General features: G+C 67.2%; 13 protein-coding genes. 8 read left to right on the top strand and 5 right to left on the bottom strand.

Features of this window, described 5'->3' with window-relative positions:
* Position 1 precedes the first annotated feature (1 nt).
* Positions 2–1,255, bottom strand: a complete 1,254-nt coding sequence (locus UAJ10_RS03475; RefSeq protein ID WP_322913977.1) for a glycosyltransferase — start codon at positions 1,253–1,255, stop codon at positions 2–4.
* A 286-nt stretch (positions 1,256–1,541) separates the two neighbouring features.
* On the opposite strand from UAJ10_RS03475, the gene UAJ10_RS03470 reads away from it, so the two are divergent.
* The 3 genes from UAJ10_RS03470 (at position 1,542) to spt (ending at position 4,459) form a co-directional block, all read left to right on the top strand.
* On the top strand, positions 1,542–2,669 hold the full coding sequence (locus tag UAJ10_RS03470) for an inositol-3-phosphate synthase (protein WP_322913976.1): 1,128 nt from the start codon (positions 1,542–1,544) through the stop codon (positions 2,667–2,669).
* 146 nt (positions 2,670–2,815) lie between these two features.
* Positions 2,816–3,067, top strand: coding sequence for an acyl carrier protein (locus UAJ10_RS03465; RefSeq protein ID WP_322913975.1), 252 nt, complete (start codon positions 2,816–2,818; stop codon positions 3,065–3,067).
* 3 nt (positions 3,068–3,070) lie between these two features.
* Positions 3,071–4,459 (top strand): serine palmitoyltransferase, encoded by a 1,389-nt coding sequence (gene spt / locus UAJ10_RS03460; RefSeq protein ID WP_416235337.1) that lies wholly within the window; start codon positions 3,071–3,073, stop codon positions 4,457–4,459.
* 181 nt (positions 4,460–4,640) lie between these two features.
* Here the strand turns inward: spt and leuD are convergent, their stop codons facing one another.
* Together leuD and UAJ10_RS03450 are read right to left on the bottom strand one after the other, a co-directional pair.
* Positions 4,641–5,261, bottom strand: a complete 621-nt coding sequence (gene leuD / locus UAJ10_RS03455) for a 3-isopropylmalate dehydratase small subunit (protein ID WP_322913974.1) — start codon at positions 5,259–5,261, stop codon at positions 4,641–4,643.
* Between the two features lie 5 nt (positions 5,262–5,266).
* A complete protein-coding gene (locus UAJ10_RS03450) occupies positions 5,267–6,670 on the bottom strand; it encodes a 3-isopropylmalate dehydratase large subunit (RefSeq protein WP_322913973.1) in 1,404 nt (467 codons plus the stop codon).
* A gap of 138 nt (positions 6,671–6,808) precedes the next feature.
* Here UAJ10_RS03450 and UAJ10_RS03445 point away from each other — a divergent pair, with 138 nt between their 5' ends.
* Entirely contained in the window at positions 6,809–7,603 is a 795-nt protein-coding gene (locus tag UAJ10_RS03445) for a GntR family transcriptional regulator (RefSeq protein WP_322913972.1), read from the top strand.
* A gap of 39 nt (positions 7,604–7,642) precedes the next feature.
* On the opposite strand, the gene UAJ10_RS03440 is transcribed toward UAJ10_RS03445, so the two are convergent.
* On the bottom strand, positions 7,643–8,833 hold the full coding sequence (locus UAJ10_RS03440; RefSeq protein WP_322913971.1) for a CaiB/BaiF CoA transferase family protein: 1,191 nt from the start codon (positions 8,831–8,833) through the stop codon (positions 7,643–7,645).
* A 104-nt stretch (positions 8,834–8,937) separates the two neighbouring features.
* On the opposite strand from UAJ10_RS03440, the gene UAJ10_RS03435 reads away from it, so the two are divergent.
* The 4 genes from UAJ10_RS03435 to UAJ10_RS03420 are packed head-to-tail and all read left to right on the top strand — an operon-like array spanning position 8,938 to position 12,435.
* Complete coding sequence (locus UAJ10_RS03435) at positions 8,938–9,876, top strand: hydroxymethylglutaryl-CoA lyase (protein WP_322913970.1); 939 nt, start codon at positions 8,938–8,940, stop codon at positions 9,874–9,876.
* 13 nt (positions 9,877–9,889) lie between these two features.
* Positions 9,890–10,573, top strand: coding sequence for an isochorismatase family protein (locus UAJ10_RS03430; protein ID WP_322913969.1), 684 nt, complete (start codon positions 9,890–9,892; stop codon positions 10,571–10,573).
* Positions 10,573–11,511 (top strand): polysaccharide deacetylase family protein, encoded by a 939-nt coding sequence (locus UAJ10_RS03425; RefSeq protein WP_322913968.1) that lies wholly within the window; start codon positions 10,573–10,575, stop codon positions 11,509–11,511. Before UAJ10_RS03430 ends, UAJ10_RS03425 begins: the two co-directional genes overlap by 1 nt.
* A gap of 6 nt (positions 11,512–11,517) precedes the next feature.
* Positions 11,518–12,435 (top strand): polysaccharide deacetylase family protein, encoded by a 918-nt coding sequence (locus UAJ10_RS03420; protein WP_322913967.1) that lies wholly within the window; start codon positions 11,518–11,520, stop codon positions 12,433–12,435.
* Between the two features lie 135 nt (positions 12,436–12,570).
* On the opposite strand, the gene UAJ10_RS03415 is transcribed toward UAJ10_RS03420, so the two are convergent.
* Positions 12,571–14,811, bottom strand: coding sequence for a TonB-dependent receptor (locus UAJ10_RS03415; protein WP_322913966.1), 2,241 nt, complete (start codon positions 14,809–14,811; stop codon positions 12,571–12,573).
* Between the last annotated feature and the right edge of the window lie 27 nt (positions 14,812–14,838).

Genomic DNA, 14,838 nt, shown 5'->3' with positions numbered 1-14,838 from the left:
CCTATCCATTCCGGGGTGGGGCCTCGGGACGGGGCGGCAGCACCCAGGCGCCCTTGTTGACCAGGTGGGCCAGCCAATGGCGCGACTGCTGGCGCCATGCCCGGAATTCCCGCCTGCCCCAGGTGCCCGCCCTCGCCGGGGCGGCGTTCATGCGCTCCTCCACCAGGGCGTGGATGCGCCGCGCCCGCGCGGCCCAGGTGTAGTCGCGGCTGTCGGCCAGGGCCGTTTCCGCCAGGCGGGCGGCACGGGCCGGATCGCCCAGCAACGCGTCGATGCCGGCGACCAGGTCCGGTACGGAATCGGGCGGGCAGAGATGGGCATTCTCATCATGGCGCAGGACCTCGCCTACGTCGGGCGTGCGCCCGGCCAGGATGGGCCGGCCGGACGCGAGGTAGAAGAACACCTTCAGCGGCAGGACCGTCGATCCGAATTCCGCCAGCGGCAGCCAGGACGGTGGAATCAGCAGGATGTCGGCGGCGTAGACGTAGTCGGCCAGCTTGTCCGCCGGCTGATAGGGGACGATGCGCACATTGGGCACGTCGCGGGCCATGGCCTCGATCGGCCCTTCCCCATACGACCCCACCAGAATGAACAGGACGTCCGGCCGTTCCTTGGCCGCTTCGACCGCCAGGGCCAGGCCCTTCTTGTGGTTCACCCGGCCGGTATAGACGACCGTCTTCTGACCAGGCTCGACGCCGATCCGCCGCTTGGCCTCCTCCAGGGGGATGCGGGCCTGGAACCGTGCCGGCTCATAGCCGTTGCGGATGCAGCGCACCTTGTCCTCGGGAATTCCCAAGGCCAGGTATTTGCGCCGGGTGTAGTCGGAATGGCAGATCTTGACGATGAAGCGGGGGTGGCAGAGCAGGCGGTACAGCCAGAACTGCAGCGGCGGGATCTGGTCGGGCCACGGGCGGTAGTGGTCGAAGGCGACCTTCTGCCCGAACAGGATGGCCATCCAGGCGACCCAGAGGTTGCGGGTGTAGACCACGTCGGCGCGGCGAAACTCTCTCCGGAAAGGCAGGGTGAGCCCGCAGAGGAAATGGCGCAGCGCCGCCGGCGTGATCGGCGCGCGCGCGCTGACCACCGGCATGCCGGCCAGGGCCTCCGCCGCCGTCCGCCCCGACGCGTCCTTCAGGGGAACGTGCAGCCACGCCCCTTCCGTCAGCGGGGCCAGATACCGGGCCGTGGTGGTAAATACTTCAGCGTCCGCCTCGGTGCTTGGTAAAGGGTTCTCGAAAGTGAATAATATCCGCATCGAAAACTGCACCATGGAAGAGCGGAGGGGTGCCCGTTTCTTCCATAGGTGACAGCCGGATTCAATAGCGACGGCGCCCACCGTTCCTCTCACCGGGCATGCTGAATGGCCGGTTGGAATCCGGGCCCGGCACACCGCTTATGGGTCCTGCGGGCGGAAATGGCGCCAATACGGTGTGTCGGCCATCATTTCCGTCACAAAAGTGTGAGGGTGCTCACATCCTTTTGGCGCGCCTTGCCCGAGTTTCGACTACTATTTTGCAGATTTCCAACTCACAGGTTACGTCATGCAGAGGGCCAAAATCCGTATTGCCATCGCGGGCATCGGAAACTGTGCGAGCGCGCTGATCCAGGGCATCCATTACTACACCCCTGAGCGCTGCCGCGACGGCGTGGTCGGCCTGATGCATCGTGAGATCGGCGGCTTCCTGCCCTGCGACATCGCGGTCGTCGCCGCGTTCGACGTGGACGCGCGCAAGGTGGGCACCGACGTCCATCGCGCCATCTTCGCCAAGCCCAACTGCACCAAGGTTTTCCAGGCGGACATTCCCGACAGCGGCGTGACCGTCAAGATGGGCCAGGTGCTGGACGGCATCTCCGACCACATGGCGGACTATTCGGAAGACCGCACCTTCGTGCGCGCCGACGCGGCCGAGCTGAGCAAGGACGAGATCGTCGCCGAGCTGAAGCGCACCGGCGCCGAGGTCCTGCTGAACTACATGCCCGTGGGCTCCGAGCAGGCCGCCCGCTTCTACGCCGAATGCGCGCTGGAGGCCGGCGTCGCCTTCATCAACAACATGCCGGTGTTCATCGCCAGCGACAAAGCCTTCGCCGACCGCTTCAAGGCCCGCAACCTGCCCATCATCGGCGACGACATCAAATCCCAGCTGGGCGCCACCATCACCCACCGCGTGCTGACCGACCTGTTCGCCAAGCGCGGCGTGAAGCTGCGCCGCACCTACCAGCTCAACACCGGCGGCAACACCGACTTCCTCAACATGAAGAACCAGCACCGCCTGGTCTCCAAGAAGAAGTCGAAGACCGAGGCCGTGCAGGCCGTCGCCCACACGCGCATCGAGGACGACAACATCCACGTCGGACCCAGCGACTACGTGCCCTGGCAGAACGACAACAAGCTGTGCTTCATCCGCATGGAGGGCCACCTGTTCGGCGACGTCCCCATGGATATCGAGCTGCGCCTGTCCGTCGAGGACTCGCCCAATTCCGCCGGCGTCGTCATCGACATGATCCGCTGCTGCAAGCTGGCCCTGGACAACGGCATCGGCGGCATCCTGGAAGGGCCCAGCGCCTATTTCTGCAAGCACCCCCCGGTCCAGTACACCGACGACGACGCCTACCAGATGACCGAGACCTTCATCCGCAGCACCACCCTGAAGCTCGCCGTCGCCAAATGAAGTGCCTCATCGTCGCTGCCGGGTGAGCAGCCTGGCGGCGGCGAACGGTGTCTCCCCCCGCCCCCGTGCCGCGACCATTGATCCTGATCACGGGCCGCCGTCGCCCATGCGATAGAGTCCCCCCTTAACGTTTCCGATGCCAAGATATGCAGAACTCAGAAGAGCAGATTCGGTCGCTTGTATTCGACGCCCTCCGCGCCTCGCTGGAGCGGCCCGTCGAATTATCGGATGATACGAACATCACCGAAGGCCTCGGTCTGGATTCGGTTGCGGTCATGGATTTCGTGATGGAGATCGAGGACGCGCTCGACATCTCCATCCCGCTGGACCGGATCGCCGAGGTGAAGACCATCGGTGATCTTATCGCTACGGCACGTGATCTTAAGGGCAACCGCTGACCCATGGCCCTCTTCGACAAGTACGCGCCGCTGATGGGGCAGTTCGAGAGCCTGGAATCCACCGGCTACAACCCCTTCAACGTCAGCTTCGACCGGGTGCTCTCACCCACGGAGGGGATGATCGCCGGACGGCGCATCCTGCTGCTGGGCACCAACAACTACCTGGGGCTGACCTACGACCCCGCCGTGATCGACGCCGCCGTCGCCGCGACCCACAGCCTGGGCGCCGGCACCACAGGCTCGCGCGTCGCCAACGGCAGCTACGGCGGCCACCGGCAGCTGGAACGCCACCTGGCCGACTTCTACGGCCGGCGCCACTGCATGGTGTTCTCCACCGGCTACCAGGCCAACCTGGGCATCCTCTCCGCCCTGGCCGGCAAGGACGACCACCTGATCCTGGACGCCGACAGCCACGCCAGCATCTATGACGGCTCCCGCCTGGGCCACGCCCAGGTCACCCGCTTCCGCCACAACGACCCCGACGACCTGGACAACCGCCTGCGCCGCCTGGCCGACACCCCCGGCGACAAGGTCATCGTCGTCGAGGGCATCTATTCCATGCTGGGCGACACCGCCCCCCTGCGCGAGTTCGTCGAGGTCAAGCGCAAGTGGGGCGCCTACCTGGTGGTGGACGAGGCCCATTCCCTGGGCGTCCTGGGACGCACCGGGCGCGGCCTGGCCGAGGCGGCCGGTGTCGAGGATGAGGTCGATTTCGTCGTCGGCACCTTCTCCAAAAGCCTGGGCGGCATCGGCGGCTTCTGCGTCAGCGACATGGACGGCTTCGACATCCTGCGCGTCGCCAGCCGCCCCTACATGTTTACCGCCTCCCTGCCCCCGGCCGTCGTGGCCGCGGTGACGGAGGCCCTGAACCAGCTGCGCCACCGACCGGCGCTGCGCCAGCAGCTGATGGACAACGCCCGCCGCTTCCACGCCGGCCTCGGCGACCTGGGCTTCCATGTCGGGCCCGAGGCCAGCCCCGTCGTCTCCGCCATCATGCCCGATCCCAAAACCGCCTTCGCCTTCTGGACACGCCTGCTGGAGGCCGGCCTCTACACCAACGTCAGCCTGCCACCCGCCACGCCCAAGGGCCTCGCCCTGCTCCGCTCCAGCGTCAGCGCCACCCACAGCCGCAGCCAGATCGACCACGCCCTCTCCCTGTTCGCAGAAACTGGACGCCAACTGGGCCTCATACCGGCAGAGCCGGCCATCCCCACCTGGGTCAAACACCCCACGGCGAACCTCGCCGGTGCCGAGCCGCAGGATGCCCTCGCCATCGGTTTTCGCAGCCAGCTGCTGGCGCGGCTGGCGGCCCCCAGCAAGGCGATGGCGAAGTATTATTCCGCCTTCCGTCGCCAGTCCCCTGGCCGCGCCCGCATCGTGGGCGATAAATAGGGCGTGCCCGAAACGCCGGTCGGCACGGCGCCATCTGATTTTATCGAAATCAGCGGGATCACCTGATCGCGCCGATGACGCCCACCTGCCCGTCATCGCGAGCCGGCGGCGCTGATCCAGATGACGTTTGACGATTGCGGACGCACCCGCGATCCGCTGGGTTGGGCGCCGAACGAGTCCCTTAGAGATAAACCCAAGGGCGGCAATCCTTGTCCATCTGGCGCTTCCCCTGGATTTCCGCCTGGCGCAGCAGCGTCAGGTCGATGGCGTCCAGGCCGTGCAACAACATTTCCCGCGCTTCGGGCTCGATGGTGAAGGAATGGGTACCGCCGTCCGGCGCCGTCACCATCTGGTGCTCCAGGTCCACCGTCACCAATTGGGCCGGCGGCATCTCGGCCACCGCCACCGCGATCCAGGCGACCGCATCCTGCGGCAGTTCCACCGGCACGATGCCGTTGCGCACGCAGTTGCCGCGGAAGATCGGATTGAAGGACGGGGCCAGGATGGCGCGGAAGCCATATTCCGCCAGCGCCCAGACGGCGTGTTCCCGGCTGGATCCGCAGCCGAAATTCTCCCCGCCCAGCAAGATGGCGGCCCCCCGATAGCGGGGATCGTTCAGCACGAAGTCCGGGTTGGGATCCCGGCCACCCACCGTGCGGTACCGCCATCCGGCGAACAGGCCGTCGGCCAGCCCCTTTTTGGAAACGGATGTCATTTCCCGGGACGGGATGATGGCGTCGGTGTCGATGTTGGCGCGAACCAAGGGCAGGGCCACGGCGGTCAGCACGGTGAATGGTTGCATGGGGATCAAGCCTCCAGCAGGCGGGGGTCGGCCAGGCGGCCGGCGATGGCGGACGCCGCCACCGTCTCGGGTGAGGCCAGGTGGGAGCGGGTTTGCGGCCCTTGCCTGCTTTCGAAATTGCGGTTGGTGGAGGTGACCACGCGCTGGCGATGGCCGAAGCTCTCGCCACCGGCGAAGAAGCACATGGAACATCCGGCCTCACGCCATTCGAAGCCGGAAGCCAGGAAGACGCGGTCCAGCCCCTCGGCCTCGGCCTGCGCCTTCACTTGGCTGGATCCCGGGACACAGATGGCCCGCACCCCCGCCGCGACCTTGCGGCCGCGCAGCACGGCGGCCGCCCGCCGCAAATCCTCCATCCGGCTGTTGGTGCACGATCCAATGAAGGCGGCGTCGATGGGTAGGCCGGCCAGCGGCGTTCCCGGCGTCAGCGCCATGTAGGCCAGGGCGCGTTCATAGGTTTCACGGGTGTCGTGTCCGGCCACATCCTGGAAATCCGGCACCCGGTCGCCCAAGGGCACCGCATGCTGCGGGCTGGTTCCCCAGGTGACCATGGGCGCCACGGCGCCGGCGTCGACATCGATGCCGCGGTCGAACACCGCCCCGTCATCGCTGTACAGCTGGCGCCAGGCCGCCACCGCCCGGTCCCATATGGTGCCCTTGGGGGCGTAGGGGCGATCCTGGAGATAGTCGAAGACAACATCGTCCGGCGCGATGATGGCGGTGAAGGCGGCGAATTCCGTGGCCAGGTTGCACAGGGTCAGCCGGCCTTCGACGCTCAACGCCCGCACCGCCTCCCCCGCGTATTCCACGACATGGCCCTTGGCGCCGCCGGCACCATGGCGGGCCAGGATGTGCAGCGCCAGATCCTTGGGCGTGACACCGGCGCCCAGGCGGCCGTTGACCGTCACCCGCATGGTGCGCGGCCGGCGCACCCGCAGGGTGCCCGTTGCCAGCGCGTGCTCCGCCTCCGTCGAGCCGATGCCCCAGGCCAGCGCGCCCAATGCCCCCTGGCTGCAGGTGTGGCTGTCCGGGCAGACCAGGGTCACCCCAGGCAGGACGATGCCCTGTTCGGGCGAGATGACATGGACGATGCCCTGGCGCGGGTCGCCCAGGTCGAACAGGGTGATGCCCGCCCCGTGCGCGGCCGCCCGGGTGGCGGTGATGAAGGCGGTGCCGGTCGGCATGATGGTGCGGTCGCCCCGGCCCGGCAGCGTGTCCACCACATGGTCCATGGTGGCGAACACCTGGGAGGGCGCCATGACCGGCCGCCCCGCCGCCGCCAAGCTTTCCAACGCGACACCGCCAGTGCGCTCGTGCAACAGCACGCGGTCGATCAGCAGCAGTCCGGTACCGCCCCCCAGGTCGGCTACCTGATGTTCCGCCCAGATTTTCTCAAAGATTGTCCGCATGCCGCCGGTATCCCGCCTGTCAGCGCCCGTTTAATTGTTATAATTCTATAACAAATTGATCAGGGGCGCCAGACGGTAAAAAGCCGCTATAAACCAGACGGCGGCGCAAATGGGTAAATAGGCGGAGGAACGGCGGCTGTGGCCGAAACCGGAGAGAACGAGACCAGGGGCGTGGTGGGGCGGCGGGGGGCGGTTCCGCTGTACCATCAGTTGTTCCTCACCCTGCGGGACGAGATCACCAGCGGCCAGCGCGCCTATGGCAGCGCCGTGCCCACGGAACAGGAACTGGCCCATCTGCATGGCGTGTCCCGTATCACCGCCCGCCGCTGCCTGGAGGAACTGGCGAACAGCGGCCTGGTGGAACGGCGGCGGCGCACCGGCACGCGGGTCATCTTCCAGACGCCAGTCCGCCCGCTGGAAGCCAACATTGACCAGGCGGTGGATTCACTGGTGGCCTTCGGCAAGAATACCCAGGTTCGCGTGGTGGACATTGGCGAGGAACCGGCCGCCGCGTCCATCGCCCAACGCTTCGGCGTGCCGGTGGGCACCGCGTTGGTCCGGGCCGTGCGCGTCCGTTCGATGGATGCGCTGCCCCTGGGCGAGGTGGTCAGCTATGTACCGGCCCGCCTGGGCCCGCTGATCACCCGTGAGAACCTGACCACCACGCCCATGCTGGCCCTGCTGCGGGGGGCGGGCGTCAGCATCGGCCACGCCCGCCAGACCATCAGCGCCATATCGGCCGACGCCGCCTTGACCGCCACCCTGGAGGTGGAGGCGCGGGCGCCTCTGTTGCGTATCGAGCGGTTGGTCCGCGACGCCGCCGGGATGCCCATCCTGTTGACCGTAGCCCACTACCGGGCGGACCGCTACCATATCACCCTGGACCTGGGGGCGGGGGACGCCGGCAGCCTGGGCGCCAGCGTCCGGCCTTGAATGCCTTCCCGGGGCGCCGTCCCCGGGGCGCCGTCGTGGTCAGCCCACCAGCCCCCGCGCGCGCCAGTCGCGCACCTCTTCCGGGGTGTAGCCCAGGTGGGCCAGGATGTCGTCCGCATCCTCGCCCACGTCGGGGATGTCATGGTGTAGCCCAGGGCGGCGCCCATCGAATTCCAGCGGCAGGGCCGGCAGCCTGGTGGCGGTGCCGCCGGGGATGGTGAGGTCCAACAGGCCGCCCCCGGCATTCAGGTGCGCGTCATCGAACAACTCGTCCGGCCGGGTGATGGGGGCGAAGGGCAGGCCCACGCCTTCCAGCGCTTCCACAAGGGTCGCCCTGTCCTGGCCCGCGAACAAGGCCCGCACCCGGGGCAGGATGACGTCACGCGCCAGCACCCGGTCGTTGTTGCGCGTGTAGGCCGGGTTGTCGCCCAGGTCCTCCAGCCCGAAGGCGGCGCAGAAGGCCTGCCACTGCGCGTCGCTGACCACGCCGACGAACAGTTGTTCCCCTTCTCGCTTGGTTTCAAACACGTCGTAGACGGCCCAGGCGGACAGGCGCACCGGCATGGGCTGCGCCGCCTTCCCCGTCACCGCCTGCTGCGCCATGTGCTGGCCCACCAGGAAGGCCGTGGTCTCGTACAGGGAGCATTTGACGGCCCCGCCCCGCCCGGTCTGCTGCCGCCGCAGCAGGGCGGCCAGGATTCCGATTACGCCGAACATGCCGCCGGTGATGTCCACCACCGACGATCCCGCGCGCAACGGCCGGCCCGGCGGCCCCGTCATGTAGGCCAGCCCGCCCATCATCTGCGTCACCTCATCCAGGGCGGTGCGGTGCTCATAAGGACCGGCGAGGAAACCCTTGGCGGAGCAATAGACCAGACCCGGGTTGCTCTGCGCCAGGGCGTCCGGCCCCAGGCCCAGCCGCTCCAGCGTGCCGGGGCGGAAGTTTTCCACCAGCACGTCGGCACCGTCCACCAGGCGCCGGGCGATGGTCAGGCCCTCGGAACTCTTCAAATCCAGACAAATGCTGCGCTTGTTGCGGTTGAACATCGGGAAATAGCCGGCGCCGGAGCCCAACAGCCGGCGCGTCTGGTCCCCGCCCATGGGTTCAACCTTGATCACCGTGGCGCCCAGGTCGCCCAGGATCACCCCCACCGACGGCCCCATGACCATATGCGTGAACTCAACCACCGTGACGCCGGCCAACGGCAGCGCGTCCCTGTCCATATCCATTCTTGTCTCCCGCCACATCGGCTTCGGGCTCGACAGGCCCGCTTTAATTGTTATAGAGTTATAACAATAAAACAAGCAGGCTGATGAAGCCGGGAGCTAAGAGCATGGCAGCTGGGAACGTCCTGATCAGCGAGGTGGGGCCGCGCGACGGCCTGCAAAGCATCACCGCCATCATGCCGTTGGCGGCCAAGAAGGCCTGGATCACGGCGGAGGCCGCGGCCGGCGTGCGGGAGATCGAGGTGGGCAGCTTCGTGCCGGCCAAGCTGTTGCCGCAGTTGGCCGACACGGCCGACGTGGTGGCACACGCCAAGACCATCCCCGGCCTGGTGGTGGCGGTGCTGGTGCCCAACGCGCGCGGGGCGGAGGCCGCCATCCAGGCCGGCGCCGACAAGCTGACCCTGCCCCTGTCGGTGTCGGAGACGCACAGCCTGCGCAACCTGCGCCGCACCCACGCCCAGGTGATCGAGGAGGCGAAGGCCATCGCCGCCATGATCGCCGCCCTGCCCCCGGACCGGCGTCCGCATTTCGAGGGCAGCCTGTCCACCGCCTTCGGCTGCACCCTGGAAGGCCCCATCCCCGACAGTCAGATCGCACGACTGGCGGAGGAACTGATGGCCGCCGGCTGTGATGAGGTCGGGCTGTCGGACACCACCGGCTATGCCGATCCGGCCGGCGTGCGCCGCCTGATCAAGCTGGTGCGCGACACCGTCGGCGCGGGCGCCCTGACCGGCATCCACCTGCACAACACGCGCGGCCTGGGCCTGGCCAACGCCCTGGCGGCGCTGGACGCCGGGCTGACCACGCTGGACAGCTCGCTGGGCGGCCTGGGCGGCTGTCCGTTCGCGCCCGGCGCCTCCGGCAACATCGTCACCGAGGACCTGGCTTTCATGCTGGAAGCCATGGGCGTGCGCACGGGCATCGACCTGGACGCCCTGTTCGCCGTGCGGACCATCCTGGCGGAGGCGTTGCCAGGCGAGCCGCTGTACGGCTTCGTTACCGCCGCCGGCCTGCCGCTGGGGTTCACACCCACCGTTCATCACTAAGGGGAGACGTCGCATGACCATCGTCGGCACGCGCATGATCCGGGACGACCGGACGGCCCGCCAGATTTTCGAGGACGTGATGGCCAATCCGGCCCGGGCCAAGTTCGGCTTCGGCGAGAAACTGGCCATCGTCAACGTGGATTTTCAGAACGCCTACACCCGCATCGATGAGTTCAAGACGGCTTATGAGACCGATCCCCGGCAGATCGAGCATGTGAACCGCATCTCCGCCCTGGCGCGGGCCAAGGGCATGCCGGTCATCTGGACCCATGTGGCCTATGCCGAGGATGCCGGCGACGCCGGCGTCTGGGGCACCCGGACCAACACGCCGGACAGCCTGCAGAACATCAAGCACGGCAGCCGACGGCACGCTTTCGACGACCGTTGCGAAATCGATACGACCGTCGACGCAGTCTACACCAAGCGCATGCCGTCGGCCTTCTTCGAAACGCCGCTGGCCAGCTATCTGGTGTGGCACAAGGTGGACACGGTCATCGTCACCGGCGGCTCCACCTCCGGCTGCGTGCGGGCGACGGCCGTGGATTCCCTCAGCCGCGGCTATCGCACCATCGTTCCCATCGAGACCTGCGCCGACAAGCACGAGAGCTATCATTTCGCCAACCTGACGGACCTGCAGCTGAAATACGCCGATGTGGAACCGGTGCAGACCGTGATTGACTGGCTGGAGGCGCGGTGATGGACAAGACGTCGCTTAATGATCCGGGGCTTAATGATCCGGGGCTATACGACTTCCGCCCCTACCGCGACCGCCACCCCATCCGCTGGCCGGGGGACAAGCCCGTCGCCGTCTGGATCTCGCCCAACCTGGAATTCTACGAGATCGACCCGCCGGCCAATCCCTTCCGCAAGAGCTGGACCAAGCCCCACCCCGACGTGGTCGGCTACAGCCACCGTGACTACGCCAACCGCGTCGGCCACTGGCGCATGGCGGAGGTCATGGAGCGCCACGGCTTCAAGGGCACGGTGTCGCTGTCGGTGGCGCTGTGCCAGCACCACCCCGAGGTGGTGGAGAATGCCAGCGCCCTGGGCTGGGAATTCTTCAGCCACGGCATCTACAACACCCGTTACACCTACGGCATGGATGAGGCCCAGGAACGGGCGATCATGGAAGACAGCATCCGCACGGTGCGGGAGGCCACGGGCCAGCGCATCCGGGGCTGGCTGGCCCCCGCCCTGACCCACACCACCCGCACCATGGACCTGCTGGCGGAGATGGGCTTCACCTACACCTGCGACCTGTACCACGACGACCAGCCGGGGCCGGTGCACGTGGCGCGGGGGCGCCTGGTTTCCATGCCCTACAGCCTGGAGGTCAACGACCACTATGGCTTCGCCGTCTACAACATGAGCCCCCGGGAATACGCCGACACCCTGATCCGCCAGTACGAGCGCCTGGCGCGCGAGGGCGAGGCGTCGGGCACGGTGATGTGCATCCCCCTGCACAGCTATCTGATCGGTCAGCCGCACCGCATCGGTCCGTTCGAAGAGGTGCTGCGCCACATCGCCGCCGACGGCCGCGCCTGGATCACCCGGGCCGGCGACATCGCCCAGCATTTCCTGGCCCATGATTACGACGCGGTGGCGGCCGAAACCGCCCGCCCGGCAGCGGAGTGAGCGCCCATGTCCCTGGACTCTTCCTATCTTGAGTATCCCCGCCGCCACCGGGGGATGGACCATGACCTCTACCCCTGGTCCAACCTGTTCGACCGCCCAGCCGTCAGCTGGCCGGGGGGCAAGGGTGTCGCCGTCTGCGTCGTGGTCAGCCTGGAATGGTTCCCCCTGACGCCGGCGGACAAACCCTTCCGGGCGCCGGGGCATATGCAGACCCCCTTCCCCGATTATCGCCACTACACCTCCCGCGACTACGGCACCCGGATCGGCTTTTACCGGCTGCTGGACGCCTTCGCCGCGGTGGGGACCAAGGTCTCGGTCGCCGTCAACGCCGCCATCGCCCAGCGCTATCCCGCCATCATCCGGGACATCCTGGCCGCCGGGCATGAGATCATCGCCCATTCCACCGATATGAACGGCACCATCGCCGCCGGCCTGGAGGAGGAGGCGGAGCGCGCCCTGGTCGGCACGTCGCTGGACGTGCTGGAACAGGCGACCGGCACGCGGCCGGCGGGCTGGCTGTCCATCGCCCGCTCGCAGTCCTGGAACACCCCCCGCCTGCTGGCCGAGGCCGGCGTGCGCTACATGTGCGACTGGGTGAACGACGACCTGCCCTACGCCATGCAAACCCCGGCCGGCGACATCATGAACCTGCCGCTGAGCCACGAGCTGTCCGACCGGCAGATCGTGAACGTGCTGCAGCAGTCGGCCGACAGCTACGTGCGGCAGATCCAGGATGCCTACGCCTGGCTGGACCAGGAATCCCGCACCCACGGCGGGCGCCTGCTGCCGCTGCAGGTGACACCCTACATCCTGGGCCTGCCCTACCGCATCGACGCCTTCGATGGCCTGCTGCGCTGGCTGAAGGACCAGGACAACGCCTGGTTCGCCACCGGGTCGGAGGTGGTCGGCGCCGTGGCGCGCTGACCCCTTCCCGCCCATGACAAAACCCCGCGCGGGACGCCATCCCGCGCGGGGTTTTCCTTTGGTCGCCAATGGCACGCCCAAAAAAGAAGCGGCCCCACCGAAGCGGGGCCGCGCAAAGCGTCAAGGTCCAGGTGATCAGAACTTGTAATGCGCCCGCACGTCCCAGGTCATGGGCGGGTTCAGGTAGATGGAGGTCGCCGACAGGAAGGAGACCTTGTAGGTCCGGTCCGTGCAGTTCTTGCAGCCGACCGACAGGGTGAGGTTCGGCACCTTCGCCGGCTCGTAGGCCAGGTTCAGGTTCCACAGCACCTGCGGATCGGTCCAGGCGCCGTCCGTGCTGTCGCTGTTGCCGGCGTTGCCGATGGCGTAGCCGTTGTTGTAGTCGAAGCCGACGGTGGGCCGGAAGATGCCGGCCTCGGTGTCGATCTGGTAGGTCGCCGTCACCAGGCCGGTGAAGTCCGGCGCACGCACCGGACGGGCGATGCGGCCCTTGAAATCGACGAAGCCCCGGTTGCAGTTGTTGGAGATGCCGGAGCTGTTGTTGGACGCCAGCGCCGCCTGGCAGGCCGCCATCTGCGCCTGGACATCGCTGGAGATGTCGATGTAGCGGGCGTGCTGCACACCGATGGAGCCGCTGAAGGTCAGGCCCCGGATCGGCACCCACTCCGCCTCCAGCTCACCGCCATAGTTGCGCAGGCCGGCCGGGTTGGTGGTGGTGAAGATGCGCTGGCCGTTGACGGTGTAGGCGGCGGAGATCTGCACGTCCTCCGCCTCGCTGTAGAAGGCGGTGGCGTTCAGGCGCAGCGTGTGGTCCAGGAAGTCGCCGCGCATGCCCACCTCCTCCGACCACACCTTTTCCGGCTTGAAGGCCAGGAACAGGTTGTTGGCCAGGGCGCGGCCGTTCCAGCCGCCGGACTTCTCGCCCCGCGTGGCCGAGGCGTAGACCATGAGGCTGGGATCGATCTGGTAGGACAGGGCGAACCGCGGCGTCACGAACTCGTTTTCCAGGTTGGTCGGGATACCCGCTGCCTCGATCAGGGCGGTGCTAAACAGCGGCCCCTTGCCCCCGGCGTTGGTCGCGACCTTCAGCTGCTTCTCCTCCTTCGACAGGCGGACACCGACGGTGGCGGTCAGCGCGTCGGTCAGCTTGTAGTCGCCCTGGGCGTAGGTGGCGTAGGAGTCCAGGGTGTTCTTGATGGTGCGGTCACCGCTGACCGTGAAGGTGGACGCGGTGCCAACGCCCGTGCCCAGATCCGTCCAGTTGTTCTCATGCAGGTAATAGAAGCCGACGGTATAGTTCAGGCGATTGTCCAGCGCCTGGCCGTTGGCCTTGAACTCCTGCGACCACTGTTGATGCAGGCTGTAGTTCAGGATGGGGGACACGCCGGTGGCGATGGGATTGGGCGCCGCCGGGTTGGAGTCGATGAAATAGCGCTGGGTGGTCTGGCGAAAACCGGTGATGGAGTTCAGCGTCAGGTCGTCCAGTTCCCAGGCGGCGTTGGAACTCAACGACCAGCTCTTGGTGGAGTTGCCGACCTCGTTGTTGGCCTTGGTGCCGGTGAAGTATTTGGCCAGCGCGCCCTGGGTGATGCCGATGGTCGCGATGCGGTCGCCCGTCGCCGGATCGACGCGATTGATCAGGTTGGCCTCGTTCTCATCGACATAATCTCCCGTCAGGTCGATGGTCACCCGGTCCGTCGGCAGCAGGCGGACGGCGCCCCGCACGCCGTAGGAGTCCGTGCCGTTCAGCTTGTCGCCAGTGTTGACCTGCCGGACATAGCCGTCGCTGCGGTCACGGTACATGCTGACCTTGGTCAGCACCTTGTCCGACAGGGGCGCGTCCATGCTGGCCCGGATGTCGGTCTCACCGAAGCGGCCGGCGCCGGCCTCCAGGTAGCCGCCGGCGGTGGCCGAGGGCTTCTTCATGATGACGTTGATGGCGCCGCCGGTGGTGTTGCGGCCGAACAGCGTGCCTTGGGGACCGCGCAGAACCTCGATGCGCTCCACATCGAACAGGCCGAAGTTGTTGGCGTTCTGGCGCGAGATGTAGACGTCGTCGACATAGGTGCCCACCGGCACGTCCTGGGTGGCGATGGATTCCGTGTTGCCGATGCCGCGGATGTAATAGGTGTTGGAACTGCCCAGGCCGACGTTGTTGTTGCCGATCAGGTTGGGAATGTGCTGGATCAGGTCGATGGTGTCGCGGATCTGCCGGTCCTGCAGATCCGCCGCCCCCAGCGACGACACGGCCAGCGGCACGTCCTGAAGGTTCTGCTGACGGCGCTGGGCCGTCACGATGATCTCTTCAAGCTGGCTGGCGTCGTTCGCCTGCTGGGCCAAGGCCGGCATCGCCGCCAAGGTACTCAGCAAGGCCAAAACTGAAATTCCCCGAATTTTGCCCGT

The organism is Nitrospirillum guaranorum, assembly GCF_034653275.1.
Taxonomy (GTDB): domain Bacteria; phylum Pseudomonadota; class Alphaproteobacteria; order Azospirillales; family Azospirillaceae; genus Nitrospirillum.
The sequence above is the reverse complement of the archived record's forward strand: the minus strand, read 5'-3'. Positions and strand labels throughout refer to the sequence as shown.

What these genes read in the sequence shown, in the direction of transcription:
- UAJ10_RS03475 (WP_322913977.1), bottom strand. Translation starts at nt 1,255, where the DNA reads ATGCGGATATTATTCACTTTCGAGAACCCTTTACCAAGCACCGAGGCG.
- UAJ10_RS03420 (WP_322913967.1), top strand. Translation starts at nt 11,518, where the DNA reads ATGTCCCTGGACTCTTCCTATCTTGAGTATCCCCGCCGCCACCGGGGG.
- UAJ10_RS03440 (WP_322913971.1), bottom strand. Translation starts at nt 8,833, where the DNA reads ATGGATATGGACAGGGACGCGCTGCCGTTGGCCGGCGTCACGGTGGTT.
- leuD (WP_322913974.1), bottom strand. Translation starts at nt 5,261, where the DNA reads ATGCAACCATTCACCGTGCTGACCGCCGTGGCCCTGCCCTTGGTTCGC.
- UAJ10_RS03425 (WP_322913968.1), top strand. Translation starts at nt 10,573, where the DNA reads ATGGACAAGACGTCGCTTAATGATCCGGGGCTTAATGATCCGGGGCTA.
- UAJ10_RS03470 (WP_322913976.1), top strand. Translation starts at nt 1,542, where the DNA reads ATGCAGAGGGCCAAAATCCGTATTGCCATCGCGGGCATCGGAAACTGT.
- spt (WP_416235337.1), top strand. Translation starts at nt 3,071, where the DNA reads ATGGCCCTCTTCGACAAGTACGCGCCGCTGATGGGGCAGTTCGAGAGC.
- UAJ10_RS03435 (WP_322913970.1), top strand. Translation starts at nt 8,938, where the DNA reads ATGGCAGCTGGGAACGTCCTGATCAGCGAGGTGGGGCCGCGCGACGGC.
- UAJ10_RS03465 (WP_322913975.1), top strand. Translation starts at nt 2,816, where the DNA reads ATGCAGAACTCAGAAGAGCAGATTCGGTCGCTTGTATTCGACGCCCTC.
- UAJ10_RS03430 (WP_322913969.1), top strand. Translation starts at nt 9,890, where the DNA reads ATGACCATCGTCGGCACGCGCATGATCCGGGACGACCGGACGGCCCGC.
- UAJ10_RS03450 (WP_322913973.1), bottom strand. Translation starts at nt 6,670, where the DNA reads ATGCGGACAATCTTTGAGAAAATCTGGGCGGAACATCAGGTAGCCGAC.